Genomic DNA, 14,948 nt, shown 5'->3' on the forward strand with positions numbered 1-14,948 from the left:
TGTGGGAGAAGGTGTCGCCGAAGGCGACGGATGAGGGGTGCTCCAGCTTGGCGCAAACCGGCGTCCAGAACACCTGCGCCCCATTCCTTCCAACACCCCTCATCCGTCTCGGCGCTGCGCGCCGATCCACCTTCTCCCACAAGGGGAGAAGGGAAGGCGCCTGCATGACCCTCGGCGCCACCATCACCGCCGAAGGTATCCGCTTTGCCGTCTGGTCATCATCGGCCCGGCGTCTTTGGGTCTCGCTTTTCGACGACAGCGGCAGCCGCGAAACCGACCGGCTGGAGCTCAACCCGGAAGGCGAGGGCCTGCATGCGCTGCTTGTCCCCGGCCTTGGCGACGGCACCCGCTACGGCTTTCGCGCCGACGGCGACTACGCGCCGGAACGCGGCCTGTGGTTCGATCCGAGCAAGCTTCTCTCCGACCCGTATGCCGTCGAGGTCGATCGTCCATACCAATACCATTGGCGGCTTGCCGCCAAACGCAGCGAAGGCGCCGACACGGCCTCGCTGATGCCGAAGGCGATTGCGCGGTCCCTGCTCAAACCAGTGCCGGCCAAGCCGCCGCTGTTCCAGCCCGGCGGGCTGATCTACGAGCTCAACGTCCGCTCCTTCACCAGACTGCATCCGGACGTGCCGGAGGCTGAGCGCGGCACCGTCGCGGCGCTTGCCCACCCGGCTGTCGTTGAGCACCTGATGCGTCTCGGCGTCTCCGCGGTCGAGCTGATGCCGGTCACCGCGTCGATCGACGAGCGGCATCTGCCGCCGCTGGGGCTGGGCAACGCCTGGGGCTACAATCCCGTCACCTTCATGGCGCTGGATCCGCGTCTGGCGCCCGGCGGCCTCAAGGAACTGCGCGATACCGTCGCCGCGCTGCGCAAGGCCGGCATTGGCACCATCCTCGATCTCGTCTTCAACCACACCGGCGAGAGCGACCGGCTCGGCCCGACGCTGTCGCTGCGCGGGCTGGATGCGCTGGCCTACTACCGGCATCAGGAGGACGGCAGGCTGGTCAACGACACCGGCACCGGCAACACGGTCGCCTGCGACCATCCGGTAGTGCGCGAGATGGTGCTCGACACGCTCCGACACTTCGTCCGCTTCGCCGGTGTCGACGGCTTCCGCTTCGATCTGGCACCGGTGCTCGGCCGCGTCGACGGCGCCTTCGAGCCGGAAGCGCCGTTGCTTCAGGCCATCGCCGGAGATCCTCTGCTCGCCGACCGCGCGCTGATCGCAGAACCCTGGGATATCGGCCCGAACGGCTACCAGCTCGGCAATTTCCGCCCGCCCTATCTCGAATGGAATGACCGCTACCGCGACGATGTCAGGCGCTTCTGGCGCGGCGATACCGGCGCGATCGGCGCTTTGGCCACCCGGCTTGCCGGCTCCTCGGACGTCTTTGGCAGAGAAGGGAAACCTGTCAGTCGCACGGTCAACTTCATCGCCGCGCATGACGGCATGACGCTGGCCGACATCGTCGCCTATGAGCGCAAGCACAACGAGGCCAATGGCGAGCAGAATCGCGACGGCCATAACGACAATTTGTCCTGGAACAACGGCGCCGAAGGCGAGACGGATGAGGAGGCGATCGCCAGGGCCCGCTTCGCCGACCAGTGCGCGCTGCTCGCCACGCTCTTTGCATCGCGCGGCACCATCATGCTGACCGCCGGCGACGAGTTCGGCCGCACGCAGAAGGGCAACAACAACGCCTATGCGCAGGACAACGCCGTCACCTGGTTGGACTGGGCAGGCCGCGATCGGGCGCTCGAGCAATATGCATCGTCACTCGCTTCGCTGCGCCGGGTCTTTCCCGCTCTGGCGGATACACACTTCCTGGCGGGCGAGCCGGCCGACGGAGCGGACATTCCCGACGTGGCCTGGCTGACCGAGACCGGTGCGCCGCTCGGCGATACGGACTGGAACGATCCCGGCCGGCATCGCCTCGTCATGCTGCTTGGCGATACCGAAGGCAACCGCCTGGCCGTCGTGATCAATGGCGACCGCCGCCAATGTGTCTTCACCTTGCCGGCGCGGGACGGATTTGAATGGCGCCCGGCAATCGAGACTCAGCCGGTCGACCTCGCGCGGCCGTTGCCCGGCCGCAGCGTCAATTTCATGATCGAGCGGCGTGCCGCCAAATCGCGCAGCGGGAAGGGTTCGTGATGGCTGGCGACAATCCCGGGCAGGGAACCGAATGGTGGCGCGGCTGTGTCATCTACCAGGTCTATCCGCGCTCCTTCCAGGACACGAGCGGCGACGGCAGCGGTGATTTGAAGGGCATCGCCGCGCGGCTCACCCACATCGCTTCGCTCGGCGTCGACGCGGTCTGGCTCTCGCCTTTCTTCAAGTCGCCGATGGCCGACATGGGCTATGACGTGTCCGACTATCGCGACGTCGATCCGATGTTCGGCAGCCTGGAAGATTTCGACGCGCTGGTCGCCGAGGCGCATCGGCTCGGCCTGAAACTCATCATCGACCAGGTGATCTCGCATTCTTCCGACAAGCATGAATGGTTCGTCGAAAGCCGAGCCAGCCGCGACAATGCCAAGGCCGACTGGTATGTCTGGGCCGACGCCAGGCCGGACGGCAGCGCCCCGAATAACTGGCTGTCCGTCTTCGGCGGCCCGTCCTGGGAATGGGACGCCACCCGCCGGCAATATTACATGCACAATTTCCTCGCCGCGCAGCCGGATTTGAACTTCCACAATCGTGAGGTCCAGGACGCGCTGCTCGACACCGTGCGCTTCTGGCTGGAGCGCGGCGTCGACGGCTTCCGGCTGGATACCGTCAACTACTATGTCCACGACCGCTGGCTGCGCGATAACCCGCCCTTGGCGTCAAGCGTCGCCGGCACCAACGGCTCGACAAGCACCTATGGGTTCCAGGAGCATCTTTTCGACAAGACGCGCCCCGAGAACCTCGACTTCCTGAAACGCTTCCGCGCGCTGCTCGACGAATATCAAGACCGCGCCGCGGTCGGCGAGGTGGGGGACGAGGAGCGTTCGCTGCAGACGCTCGCCGCCTATGTCTCCGGCGGCGACAAACTGCAGATGTGCTACACGTTCGACCTGCTCAGCCCGCAATTTTCCGCTGCCCATGTGCGCGGCTGCGTCGAGGCGTTCGAGACCACCGCCCCGGACGGCTGGGTCTGCTGGGCCTTCTCCAACCATGATGTCGTGCGCCATGTCAGCCGCTGGACACGGCCTGGCGAGAGCCCGGACGCGGTGGCCAAGTTCTCGATCGCGCTTTTGTCCTGCCTGCGCGGCTCGATCTGCCTTTACCAGGGCGAGGAACTGGGCCTCGATGAAGCTGAGCTCGCCTATGAGGATCTGCGTGATCCGGTCGGCATCCGCTTCTGGCCGGGCGTGAAGGGCAGGGACGGCTGTCGCACGCCGATGGTCTGGCAGGCTGAGGCGGACAATGCCGGCTTCTCGACGGCCAAGCCCTGGCTGCCGGTGCCGCAAGCGCATCGTGCGCGTGCGGTCGATGTCCAGGATGGCGAAGGCGGCTCCGTGCTGGCGGCTTATCGCTCGATCCTTGCACTGCGCAAGCGCCATCCGGCGCTGATCGCTGGCTCTATCCGTTTCCTCGAGGCCGAGGGCGATGTGCTGGCTTTCATCCGCCAGCACGAAGACGAGAGATTGCTATGCGTCTTCAACTTCGCCGCGGAGCCGGCGAGCTGGGCCCTGCCGGCCGAGATCAGGGATGCCGAGATAACGGCTCTTGCCGCTGACGTCGCCGGCGTTCTTGGCGGTGTCCTTGAGGAGATTGGCCTGGCACTGCCGCCCGTGGGGTGCTTCGTAGGCAGAATTGCCTGAAGGCGGCTTACTGGACGAGCACCGAGCGCCCGCAGGTCGCGCCGGTTACGCGCACGTCTGCCTCGCCGACATGGACACCGAGCGCCCCAAGCACATTGTAGAGCAGGTCGTCGACCGGCGCGGTCACGCCGTTGAGCAGCGTCGTCACTGCAGGCTTCACCGTGCCGAGCAGGGCGGTCACGTCGAGGCCGAGCCCCAGCGCATTGACCGACAGCGACAGGTTGTTGACCAGCGATGTCGTCAGCGACTGCGTCAGGTTCTTCGTCGACACCGTCTTGATCGCCTTGTTGGCGATGTCGGAGGCGTTGTAGGTCAGGGTGGTCGGCGCCATGTTCGTGACCGAAAAGGCCGACTGCCCATTGATCTGCAGCAGATTGAGGTTGATCAGCAGCAGCTTGAGGCTGACATCCGCGATCTCGGCGTCGGAGAAGGATTGCGGCTGGGTGAAGTCGGCGAAACCGCTGGCGCTGCTCTTGGCCAGATGAGCCGCGACCACGCCCGGCTGCGCGGCGATCGACACCTTGATGCTGGAGGGTCCGGTCGGGCAGGTGATGTCGGTCAGCTTGGCTTCCGCATAGGCGACCTCGACATTGAGCGGCAGGTTGACGGCAAGCAGACTGATGCCGCCGCCGAGATTGGCATTGCCGAGCGTGACGCTGGCGTTGAGCTTGATGCGCGTCTGCGCAGTGCGCACCACCGTGCCTGCCTCTCCCACCGCCAGCCAGGCCGAATTCTGCATCGGCTCGCCGATGGCGATGGCAAGCGTGGTCGATGCCAGCCCAGGTATGGTGGCGCCGAGATTGACCGCGACCTGGTTCGTGCCGTTGGCAAGTGCCGCCGCCGCCGTCAGCATGCTGAGCGCGCTGGCGTCGACCGACAGCCCGGCCGGTTTTTGTCCAAGGCCGAGGTTGCCCACCGAGCCCAGGTCGACGAGGCTGCTGAGCGGAATCTTGACGGTGTTGGTGGCGCTGGAGGCCATGGTCTGGAGCGCGATCTTGGCTGTGTGGTCCAGCCCGGGCACGTTGGCCATGGCGGTGGCGATCTGGCCGACCGTTGCCTTGGAGGCGAGCACGTCGGAATAGCTGACACCGGTCAGATGCAATTGCGTGGCCAGCGCATCGGTGAACGAAAGAACATCGATATCGGCCGACACCAGCGAATTGTAATCCATCACGCTGAGCGAGATGTTGCCGCCGAGAAGGCCGCCGAGAAGCGCGTTGAGAATGCCGCCATTGAGGCTGGCAAGCCGCGAGCCGACCGAAAAAGCCGCTTGCGGCTGCGCGCTGGCGATAGCGGTCGTGCCGAGAGTGGGCGGCGACATGATGGAGCCGGCGAAATAGAGCGTGCCCTGCTTCTTCAGCGACACCTGCACGGCATTGTAAGGCAGCTTGCCCGCCTCGAACCGGCTGCCGGCGGCAATGGCGCTGACGCCCGTGTAGCGTCCAGGCACGATCTGGACGACCGCCTTGCTGGCGGTTGGCGCCACGGTGGTGCCTTGCTCCTGCACGGCGACCGAGGTGATGCCGTTGTCGCTGAGCGTCGTCAGCACCGCCTGCTGCGCATTGGTGATGTTCGAGGCCGCGGTGATGGCGGCAAGGTCGACGATCGACTGCGCAGCGCGGCGCTCATTGTAAAGCGAGCCTTCGTCGATCGCGAAGGCGGTCAGCGCCAGCGCCACCGGCGTGCATAGCGCCGTCATGACGGCGAAATTCGCGCTACGGTCGGCGACGAGCCTTCGCGTCGCCGCCATGAGAGCAATTCCAGGAAAAGTGCGAAGCGGTTCGGTTCGGCGACTTCGCCGTAGCCTTCCGTCCGGAATTGCGTCACGGAAAACAGAAACAGATGGAGCGGTTTGGCGTTTCCTGGAAACGATAAACCGCTTAAGCCCCCCCTTGATGGGCATCATATGCCTCCGACCCGGATCGTCGACTGGCGCTGGATCGTGGTGCCCGGTAGCGGCAGCGTCTTGAACAGATTCCAGATCGGCAGGTTGCGCGCATCGTAGGTGACCGAGACGACGAACTGGCTGCCGTCGGCGACGCTGTCCTGCGCGTTGACGGTCAGCTTGTTGGGGTCGACGAACGGATAGCCCGAGACATCGTGCGCGATGAAATCGGTGACCAGTGCCTGCCGCTCGGTCTGGTTCAGGCCGGCAATCGCCGTGCGCGCCGCATCGGCGGCGATCTGCTGGACGGAATGGCTGGCGCCGAAATAGATTCCATATGCAACCATGCCGAGCAGAAGCAGGATGAAGATCGGTGCCAGCATGGCGAATTCGATTGCTGACGTGCCCTCGGCGTCTGCCGGGAAACGAGACCAGGAAACAGGGAGTTTTCGGTTTTTCAGCATGATACGGAGAATGCCAAAACCTGCCTGCAAAAACAGAAAATGCCTCGAACAACCGGCAGGTGTACCAAGTTGAAGGCAAGCTCTAAGCTTTAGGTTTTGCTGTTTTAGCGTGATGACGCTCACTTTGCGTCAAGCAGGCAATGGTTGAAATAAGATTTCGCTCTGTCTAGTCTCCTGCCACCAGCCGCCGGAAGGGACCGGCGGCACGCCTGAAACGGGGCCGTTTCAACGGTTCCGAGGTGTTAAAACTTAAAGAGGCGCGGCTGAGGGGCTGCGCCGACAGGGAGAAACTTCATGCTGAAAAATATGCTGAAGGCGACGGTGTTCGCCACCACCATGGCTCTGGCCACGGGCTCCTTTTACACGCATGCTTTTGCCGAAGTGGTCTACAACCGCGGCAGCGCCGCGGAGCCGGAATCTGTCGATCCGCACAAGACCTCGACCGTCTACGAAGCCAACATCCTGCGCGACCTGTTCCAGGGACTGGTGATGCAGGACGAGAAGGCCAATCTCATCCCGGGCGCCGCCGAAAGCTGGACCGTCTCGGACGACGGCACCGTCTATACCTTCAAGCTGCGCAAGGACGGCGTGTGGTCCGACGGCACCCCGGTGAAGGCGGAAGACTTCGTCTTTGCCTTCCACCGCCTGGAAGATCCCGCGACCGGCGCCGAATACGCCTCGATGCTCTATCCGGTGAAGGGCGCCGAGGACTTCAACACCAAGAAGGGCAAGGCCGAGGACATGGGCGTGAAGGCGATCGATGCCAACACGCTGGAAGTCACGCTCAAGGCGCCGACGCCCTACTTCCTGGAGATGCTGACCCACCAGGCGACCTATCCGGTCAACAAGGCCTCGATGGACAAGCTCGGCGCCGACTGGATCAAGCCCGGCAAGCTCGTGTCCAACGGCGCCTATACGCTCGCCGAATGGGTGCCCAACGACCACCTCAAGCTGGTCAAGAACCCGAAATTCTGGGATGCCGCCAGCGTCAAGATTGACACCGTCAATTACATCCCGACCGAGGACCGTTCCTCCGCCATGAAGCGCTTCGAGGCAGGCGAGCTCGACAGCTATGACGATCTGCCGACCGAGCAGTTGGCCGACCTCAAGACCAAGTTCGGCGATCAGATCAAGGTCGGCCCGTATCTCGGCACCTATTATTACGCCATCAAGACCGACAAAGCGCCTTGGAACAATGTCGAGCTCCGCAATGCCATCTCGATGGCGATCGACCGCGACTTCCTGGCCGAGAAGGTCTGGCAGAACTCCATGCTGCCTGGATATTCCATGGTGCCTCCCGGCATCGAGGGCTACACGCCGGCGATGGCCAAATACGCGGACATGCCGCAGATCGACCGCGAGGACGAGGCCAAGAAGATCCTGGAGAAGCTAGGCTACACGCCCGAGCATCCGCTGAAGATGGAAATCCGCTACAACACCTCGGAAAACCATAAGAACACGGCGGTCGCCATCCAGGAACAGCTGAAGCCGCTCGGCGTCGAGGTGACGCTGCTCAACACCGACACCAAGACCCACTACGGCTTCCTCGAGCAGAAGGGCAATTACGACGTCGCCCGCGCTGCCTGGATCGCCGACTACAAGGATCCGGAGACCTTCCTCGGCATCTCGCGCAAGGCGAGCGGCAACAACTACTCGGACTACGACAGCCCGGCCTACGAGGCCGCCATGGACAAGGCCGCCGCCGCCGGCGGCAAGCCCGAGGAGCGCATGAAGGACCTCGCCGCGGCCGAGCGCATCCTCGTCGACGATGTCGGCCAGATCCCGCTGCTCTATTACAGCTACCACGACATCGTGTCCTCGAAGCTGCATGGCTTCACCGACAACGTCATGGACGTTCATCCATCCCGCTTCATCTCCAAGGACTGACGATCAACCCTTGGCCGCGCCGCCGCTATCTTCCGATAGCGGCGGTCGCGGTCTGGCGTCGTGCCGGGCCGAAAATCGGGTTGGATTTTCGGGAATGCCGGTGCGAAGATCAGAGATGCCGGCGCCACGGATCTTCGTCTGGAGAGCCGTTGCCCTGGCTGAAGCGGGGCGCCGATGCTGCGTTATGTCTTCCGGCGGCTGTTGACCGCCATCCCCACGCTCTTCGTCATCGTGACGGTGGCGTTCTTCCTGATCCGCGTCGCCCCTGGCGGCCCGTTCAACCAGGAGCGGGGCTTGAGCCCCGAGATCAGGGCCAATCTCGAAGCCCAGTTCGGCCTCAACGATCCGCTCTGGCTGCAATATGTCCACTATCTCGGCAATCTTTTGCGCGGCAATTTCGGCCCGAGCTACAATCTGCCTGACTTCACCGTCACCGAACTCTTCGCCAAGGGCTTGCCGATCTCGATCCAGATCGGCACCTCGGCTCTGGTGCTGGCGCTGCTGCTGGGTTCCATCCTCGGCACCATCGCCGCGCTCAACCAGAACAAGATAGGCGATTATTCGGTGATCGCTTTAGCCACCGCCGGCAGCACCATCCCCACCTTCGTCATCGCGCCGGTGATCCAGCTCGCCTTCGGGCTGTCCTGGAAGCTGTTGCCGATCGGCGGCTGGGGCGACGGCGCCTTCATCAACAAGGTCGGGCCGGTGCTGACGCTGGCCTTGCCGCAGATCGCCATCGTCGCCCGCCTGATGCGCGGCTCGATGATCGAGAGCCTGCGCTCGCACCATATCCGCACGGCGCGTGCGCTCGGCCTGTCCGACTGGTCGGTGGTGGTCAAGCACGCGCTGCGCGGCGCCGTGCTGCCGATCGTCTCGTTCACCGGCCCGGCGGCCGCCGCGCTGCTCACCGGCTCGATCATCGTCGAGACGATCTTCTCCATCCCCGGCGTCGGCCGCTACTTCGTCGATGCAGCGCTCAACCGCGACTACACGCTGGTCATGGGAACCGTTGTGGTGATCGCGCTCTTCACCATCGTCTTCAACCTGATCGTCGACCTGCTCTATGCGGTCGTCGACCCGAGGGTCCGCTATGACTGACCTCGCCGTCGCCGTACCCGAGCCGATCGTCGGCCGCTCGCTCTGGGGCAATGCCTGGGCGCGGCTCAAGCGCAACCGCGCCGCGATGCTCAGCCTCTATTACCTGGCTTTCATCGCCGTCATCAGCATTTGCGGTCCGTGGGTCGTGCCGCATGAGTACACCACCATCTATGGCGACTATGTGCGCATGCCGCCGAGCGTTTCGGCCTATCCGAAGCCTGAGATGATCCAGGGTGCGCTGGGCGACGCCATCAAGCGCATGCGGGCCGACATCAAGGAGTGGCACCAGGACGGCAACCGCGTCATCGTCACCGTCACCTCGACCAAGCCGATCGACGACCGCAACATCCGCTATCTCGACCGCTCCGACGCCTTCGACGACACCAGGATCGAGAGCAAGTCGCCCGACGGCCTCGAAGTGACGATGAGCTCGGCCGTGAAGCAGCAATATTTCTTCTTCGGCACCGACAACACCGGCCGCGACCTGCTCTCGCGCACGCTGATGGCCGGACGCATCTCCTTGGCCATCGGCCTGCTCGCCGGCGTCGTCGCCGGCGTCATCGGCGTCATCTACGGCGCGACAGCGGGCTTCTCCGGCGGCAGGGTCGACGAGGTGATGATGCGCATCGTCGACGTGCTCTATTCGCTGCCCTTCATCTTCTTCGTCATCATGCTGGTGGTGTTCTTCGGCCGCAACTTCGTGCTGATGTTCCTCGCTGTCGGCGCCGTGCTGTGGCTCGACATGGCGCGCATCGTGCGCGGCCAGGCGCTGTCGATCCGCAGGCAGGAATATGTCCAGGCGGCGGAAGCCATGGGCGTCGGCCAGCGCGGCATCCTGTTGCGCCATGTCATTCCCAATCTGCTCGGGCCGGTCGTCATCTACATGACGCTGCTGGTGCCGCAGGTCATCATCCTGGAAAGCTTCCTCTCCTTCCTCGGTCTCGGCGTGCAGGAGCCGATGACCAGCTGGGGCGTGCTGATCTCGGTCGGCGCCAAGAACATCGGCTACGCCAACTGGCTTCTGTTGTTCCCGGCTTTCTTTCTCGTCTCGACGCTGTTCGCGCTGAATTTCGTCGGCGACGGCCTGCGCGACGCGCTCGACCCCAAGGACCGCTGAGATGACCGCTTCCGAAACGATCCTCAGCGTCAAGGACCTGCGCGTCCGCTTCCAGACCCTCGACGGCACCGTCGAAGCGGTCAAGGGCATCAACATCAAGGTCAATGCCGGCGAGACGGTCGCCGTCGTCGGCGAATCCGGGTCCGGCAAGAGCCAGACGATGATGGCGGCGATGAGCCTGTTGTCTTCCAACGGCGAGGCGACGGGCCAGGTCGACTATCGCGGCCGGAACCTTCTGGCCATGTCGAAGAGCGATCTCAACAAGGTGCGCGGCCGCAAGATCAGCATGATCTTCCAGGAGCCGATGACCTCGCTCGACCCGCTCTACACCATCGGCAACCAGCTTATGGAGCCGATCCGCCGGCATCGCGGACTTTCCGCGGCCGCCGCGCGCGAAGAAGCGCTGAAGCTCTTGCGGCTGGTGCACATCCCCGATCCCGAACGGCGGATGAAATCCTATCCGCACGAGATGTCGGGCGGCCAGCGCCAGCGCGTCATGATCGCCATGGCTCTGGCCAACGACCCCGATATCCTGATCGCCGACGAGCCGACCACGGCGCTCGACGTGACCATCCAGGCGCAGATCCTGATGCTGTTGGCCGAACTGCAACGCAAGCTCGGCATGGCCATCGTCTTCATCACCCACGATCTAGGTATCGTGCGGCGCTTCGCCGACCGGGTCTATGTCATGCGCCAGGGCGAGGTGGTGGAGGAGGGCGATGCGGAAGCGCTTTTCGCCAACCCGCAGCATGCTTACACCAGGATGCTGCTCGCGGCCGAGCCCACCGGCACGAAGGCGGCGGCGCCCGCCAGTTCGCCGGTGCTGCTGGAAGGCCGCAATGTCGAAGTCGTCTTCAAGATCGGCGGCGGCTTTCTAGGCGGCGAGCCGCTGATGCTGCGCGCGGTGGATAGGATCTCGATCCGGCTGAAGCGCAACCAGACGATCGGCATCGTCGGCGAGTCCGGTTCGGGCAAGTCGACGCTCGGCCGCGCGCTACTCAGGCTCTTGCCCAGCGACGGCGTGATCCGCTTTGGCGACCGCGATATATCCGAAGCCGACCGCCAGGCGATGCGGCCGCTGCGGCGAGAGCTGCAACTCGTCTTCCAGGATCCGTTCGGTTCGCTGTCGCCGCGCATGACCGTCGGCCAGGTGATCACCGAAGGCCTTTTGGTGCACGAGCCCTCGCTCACAGGCAAGCAGCGCGACCAGCGCGCCGTCGAGGCGTTGCGCGAGGTCGGCCTCGATCCCAACGCGCGCAACCGCTACCCGCACGAATTCTCCGGCGGCCAGCGCCAGCGCATCGCCATTGCCCGCGCCATGATCCTGAAGCCGAAAGTGGTGGTGCTGGACGAGCCGACCTCGGCGCTCGACCGCTCCGTGCAGAAGCAGATCGTCGAACTGCTGCGCAAGCTGCAGGCCGACCACGAACTGTCCTACCTGTTCATCAGCCATGACCTCGCTGTAGTGCGCGCCATGGCCGACTACATCATCGTGATGAAGCAGGGAAAGATCGTCGAGGAAGGCCCGACGCAGGAGATCTTCGACAATCCGCGCGAAGCCTATACGCAGACGCTGATGAAGGCCGCGATCGATACGACAAAGTTCCGCATGAGCGCTTGAACCCGGGCAAGCCTAATCGGTTCGGCTACTGCGAGGCCGGGCACCTCTGCCTCCGCGTCGCGACGATCACCTGCTGCTGTTGCTGCAACCTGTCGATCCGGGCGGTTTCGCGATTGGCCACCACAGTCTTCACGCGCTCGCCGCCGAGCAGCCACGTCGGCACGGAGGTGTTGGCGACCCTGCCGCGGGCGATTGCGGTGCGTGAAATATCGGTGGCGGTGTCGCCGACCGCATTGTTGAGCTCAGGGCAGTTCATTTTGTCGTATTTCGCCGGGCTGATCGATCCGGTGGTCGACGAGCAGCCCGCCGCCAGAAGCAGCGTCGCGATCGAAATGGCTATGAACTTCACTTCATTTCTCATTTAGCCGCTCTGTTCGCGCCCAGTAGGAACCAGGTCAGACCACCATTAGGTCAAAGTGAGGACCGGCTGTCGAGCATATTGGATGACGGCAGCCATTCCGGCGCGCAAATCGACGCTGAAAGGTTAATGGTCGAGGCGGGAGGACAAGCAGCCAAGTGCTTGTTTTTTCTGGTCGGAGTGGCAGGATTTGAACCTGCGACCCCCTCGTCCCGAACGAGGTGCGCTACCAGACTGCGCTACACTCCGTGACCAGACCGCGGGCTTATAGCCGCCACGTTCCGATCCTGCAAGCGCCAATGACAGCACTTCTGTCGCATTTCCCTTCTTTCGCGAAGCTTGCCTGAATGGCATAGGATTTGGCTGTCGGGTAAAGGTGGGCTTAAAGGCTTTTGTCGTAAGTCCAGGCCGTCGGAGCCAGACTTTTGACAAGGTCGTTCATGAGCCAGCGCATCGTCAGTTTTGTCATGAGCGGCGGCGTCGGGTCGCGGCTGTGGCCGTTGTCGCGCGAGGACAATCCCAAGCAGTTCCACGACTTCTCGGGCGACGGCTCGATGCTGGCCAAGACCTTGCGCCGGCTGGCGGCGCGCCCGCAAGGCGAGACGCCGATCTTCCTGATCGCCGCGGAGCGTCACGCCGAGCGCGTCCATGCCGACCTTGCCGGTCTCGATCTCGCCGGCGGGGGGCCGCTGTTCGAGCCGACGGGCCGCAACACGGCGGCCGCCGTGGCGCTGGCCAGCCTGCGCACGCTCTCCGAATATGGCGACGAACTGGTGCTGGTGGTGCCGTCGGATCACGAGATATCGACCCCTCGCCAGTTCTGGCAAAGCATCGAGGCGGGCGCGGCGGCGGCAAATGCCGGCCGGCTCGTGGTGTTCGGCCTCAAGCCGACACAGCCCGAGACCGGTTATGGCTATATCGAGGTCGGAGCCGGCAAGGACGGTGTCTTCGACGTCTCGCGCTTCGTCGAGAAGCCCGATTTCGCCACCGCACAGGCCTATCTCGATGCCGGCAGCTTCTACTGGAACACCGGCATCTTCCTGTTCCGCGCCGGCGCCATGAGCGACGCCTTCGCGGCCCATGAACCGCAAATCTGGCAGGCGACGGAAGCCGCCTACAAGGCTGCGACCAGCGATCTGTCCGGCCTTTATATGCCGCTGGAACTTTATTCCGCGATTCCGTCGACCTCGATCGACTACGCCATCATGGAACGCGCGAAGGACATCGCCATGGTGCCCGCCGGCTTCCGCTGGAACGATCTCGGCTCCTGGCAATCGCTGCTCGACGTCGGCCCGTCCGACAAGGACGGCAACGTCATCGTCGGAGACGTCGTCGCCATCGATTGCGAGAACTCTTACATCCGCAGCGAGGGGCGGCTGCTCTCGGCCATCGGCATGAAGGACGTGGCCGTCGTCTCCACCGCCGACGCCACGTTCGTCGCGCCGGTCAGCCACAGTCAGCACGTCAAGAAGATTGTCGAGCAGTTGGAGAAATCCGGCCGGCTGGAGACCAGGTTCACGCCGGCGCATGACCGCGTCATCGAGAGCGGCGCCTGGCGGCGGCGCGTGCGCCACTGGCTGTTCGACGAGACGCTGCCGCTATGGTCGACCCTTGGCGTCGACGAGCGCCATGGCGGTTTTCATGAGGCGCTGGGCTTCGACGCCGCGCCGCTGATGAAACCCAAGCGCATGCGCACGCAGGCGCGTCAGGTCTATGCCTTCGCGGTCGCCAAGGAGCGAGGCTGGGATGGGCCGGCCGACCGGCTGATCGCGCACGGCATCGACTTTATGGCCGGCCAGGGCCGCACCGAGCGTGGCGGCTGGGTGCGCACGCTCAACATCGACGGTTCAGTCGCCGATCCGGTCGAGGACGCTTATGACCATTCCTGCGTGCTTCTGGCGCTCGCCCACGCCCACATGTCGGGCCATCCCGACGCGCTGCGGCTCGGCGAGGAGACGTTTGCCTTCCTCGACGCGCATCTCGAAGACAGCCGCATGACCGGCTTTCTGGAAACCTCCGACGGCGCGGACGAGCGGCGCTCCAACCCGCATATGCATTTTCTGGAGGCTTTTCTCGCCTGGCATCAGGCGACCGGCGAGCGCGCCTATCTGCGCCGCGCGGCGCGCATCATCGACCTTTTCCGCAGCCATTTCTTCGATGCCGAGAGCTGGACGCTCGGCGAATATTTCGACGAAGGCTGGAGGCCGGCGGCGAACGGAAAGGCCAACTGGACCGAGCCCGGCCACCATTTCGAATGGGCCTCGCTGCTGGTAGATTTCGCCGCCCGCAGCGGCCAGAGCGAGCTCACAGCCTTTGCCCGTAAACTCTATGCCTCGGCCATTGCCAACGGCCTCAACCGCGCTACCGGCCTTGCCTACGGCGCCGTCTCGCGCCAGGGCCTGCCACTCGACACGGTCTCGCGAAGCTGGCCGCAGGCCGAGGCGATCAAGGCGGCGATCGCGCTCGACGGCTCGGGCGGGCCGGACCTCAAGCCCGAGATCGAGGCTCGCGTCGGTCGCCTGTTCCGCTGGCACATAGACCCGGCGCCGCTCGGCCTCTGGATCGACCGCATCGACGAGCGCGGCCGCTCACTGGCAACCGAAGTGCCAGCCAGCATCTTCTATCACCTGGTCTGTGCGCTGACGCAGTACCTGGACGGGACGGCGGAGAAGGAGTGAGACGATGCCTGCGCGATAGGCTG

The 14,948-nt window shown here is 64.4% G+C and carries 10 protein-coding genes and 1 tRNA gene; 7 read left to right on the plus strand and 4 right to left on the minus strand.

What is annotated here, in order from left to right; genetic code table 11:
• Window positions 1-164 precede the first annotated feature (164 nt).
• The gene (gene glgX / locus WDX12_RS20335) at window positions 165-2,162 is read left to right on the plus strand and encodes a glycogen debranching protein GlgX (RefSeq protein WP_434721766.1); all 1,998 of its coding nucleotides are present in this window, start codon (window positions 165-167) and stop codon (window positions 2,160-2,162) included.
• The gene (locus tag WDX12_RS20340; protein WP_434721767.1) at window positions 2,162-3,817 is read left to right on the plus strand and encodes an alpha-glucosidase family protein; all 1,656 of its coding nucleotides are present in this window, start codon (window positions 2,162-2,164) and stop codon (window positions 3,815-3,817) included. Before glgX ends, WDX12_RS20340 begins: the two co-directional genes overlap by 1 nt.
• Window positions 3,818-3,824: 7 nt before the next feature.
• Here WDX12_RS20340 and WDX12_RS20345 read toward each other — a convergent pair whose 3' ends face one another.
• Window positions 3,825-5,567, minus strand: coding sequence for a TadG family pilus assembly protein (locus tag WDX12_RS20345; RefSeq protein WP_434721768.1), 1,743 nt, complete (start codon window positions 5,565-5,567; stop codon window positions 3,825-3,827).
• 152 nt (window positions 5,568-5,719) lie between these two features.
• The gene (locus WDX12_RS20350) at window positions 5,720-6,085 is read right to left on the minus strand and encodes a TadE family protein (protein WP_320294854.1); all 366 of its coding nucleotides are present in this window, start codon (window positions 6,083-6,085) and stop codon (window positions 5,720-5,722) included.
• 375 nt (window positions 6,086-6,460) lie between these two features.
• Here WDX12_RS20350 and WDX12_RS20355 point away from each other — a divergent pair, with 375 nt between their 5' ends.
• The 4 genes from WDX12_RS20355 (at window position 6,461) to WDX12_RS20370 (ending at window position 11,889) form a co-directional block, all read left to right on the plus strand.
• Window positions 6,461-8,053 carry a peptide ABC transporter substrate-binding protein gene (locus WDX12_RS20355; RefSeq protein WP_434721769.1) on the plus strand — a complete coding sequence of 531 codons (1,593 nt, stop codon included), beginning with the start codon at window positions 6,461-6,463 and terminating at the stop codon, window positions 8,051-8,053.
• Between the two features lie 174 nt (window positions 8,054-8,227).
• Window positions 8,228-9,151: an ABC transporter permease subunit gene (locus WDX12_RS20360; RefSeq protein WP_434721770.1), complete on the plus strand. Its 924-nt coding sequence runs from the start codon at window positions 8,228-8,230 to the stop codon at window positions 9,149-9,151.
• On the plus strand, window positions 9,144-10,268 hold the full coding sequence (locus WDX12_RS20365; RefSeq protein WP_320294857.1) for an ABC transporter permease: 1,125 nt from the start codon (window positions 9,144-9,146) through the stop codon (window positions 10,266-10,268). The genes WDX12_RS20360 and WDX12_RS20365 overlap by 8 nt, the downstream gene beginning before the upstream one ends.
• Before the next feature lies 1 nt (window position 10,269).
• Window positions 10,270-11,889, plus strand: a complete 1,620-nt coding sequence (locus WDX12_RS20370) for an ABC transporter ATP-binding protein (protein WP_320294858.1) — start codon at window positions 10,270-10,272, stop codon at window positions 11,887-11,889.
• Between the two features lie 25 nt (window positions 11,890-11,914).
• Here WDX12_RS20370 and WDX12_RS20375 read toward each other — a convergent pair whose 3' ends face one another.
• Both WDX12_RS20375 and WDX12_RS20380 read right to left on the minus strand, forming a co-directional pair.
• Entirely contained in the window at window positions 11,915-12,238 is a 324-nt protein-coding gene (locus WDX12_RS20375) for a hypothetical protein (RefSeq protein WP_434721771.1), read from the minus strand.
• 181 nt (window positions 12,239-12,419) lie between these two features.
• Window positions 12,420-12,496, minus strand: a tRNA-Pro gene (locus tag WDX12_RS20380).
• A 191-nt stretch (window positions 12,497-12,687) separates the two neighbouring features.
• Between WDX12_RS20380 and WDX12_RS20385 the strand changes: the two genes are divergently transcribed.
• Complete coding sequence (locus tag WDX12_RS20385; RefSeq protein WP_434721772.1) at window positions 12,688-14,925, plus strand: mannose-1-phosphate guanylyltransferase/mannose-6-phosphate isomerase; 2,238 nt, start codon at window positions 12,688-12,690, stop codon at window positions 14,923-14,925.
• The last annotated feature ends 23 nt before the right edge of the window (window positions 14,926-14,948 follow it).

The sequence above is a fragment of the Mesorhizobium sp. RIZ17 genome (assembly GCF_051127865.1).
In the GTDB taxonomy this organism is placed as follows: Bacteria; Pseudomonadota; Alphaproteobacteria; order Rhizobiales; family Rhizobiaceae; genus Mesorhizobium; species Mesorhizobium humile.

Coding starts and splice junctions, on each gene's coding strand:
- glgX (WP_434721766.1), top strand. CDS start 165: ATGACCCTCGGCGCCACCATCACCGCCGAAGGTATCCGCTTTGCCGTC.
- WDX12_RS20340 (WP_434721767.1), top strand. CDS start 2,162: ATGGCTGGCGACAATCCCGGGCAGGGAACCGAATGGTGGCGCGGCTGT.
- WDX12_RS20345 (WP_434721768.1), bottom strand. CDS start 5,567: ATGGCGGCGACGCGAAGGCTCGTCGCCGACCGTAGCGCGAATTTCGCC.
- WDX12_RS20350 (WP_320294854.1), bottom strand. CDS start 6,085: ATGCTGGCACCGATCTTCATCCTGCTTCTGCTCGGCATGGTTGCATAT.
- WDX12_RS20355 (WP_434721769.1), top strand. CDS start 6,461: ATGCTGAAAAATATGCTGAAGGCGACGGTGTTCGCCACCACCATGGCT.
- WDX12_RS20360 (WP_434721770.1), top strand. CDS start 8,228: ATGCTGCGTTATGTCTTCCGGCGGCTGTTGACCGCCATCCCCACGCTC.
- WDX12_RS20365 (WP_320294857.1), top strand. CDS start 9,144: ATGACTGACCTCGCCGTCGCCGTACCCGAGCCGATCGTCGGCCGCTCG.
- WDX12_RS20370 (WP_320294858.1), top strand. CDS start 10,270: ATGACCGCTTCCGAAACGATCCTCAGCGTCAAGGACCTGCGCGTCCGC.
- WDX12_RS20385 (WP_434721772.1), top strand. CDS start 12,688: ATGAGCCAGCGCATCGTCAGTTTTGTCATGAGCGGCGGCGTCGGGTCG.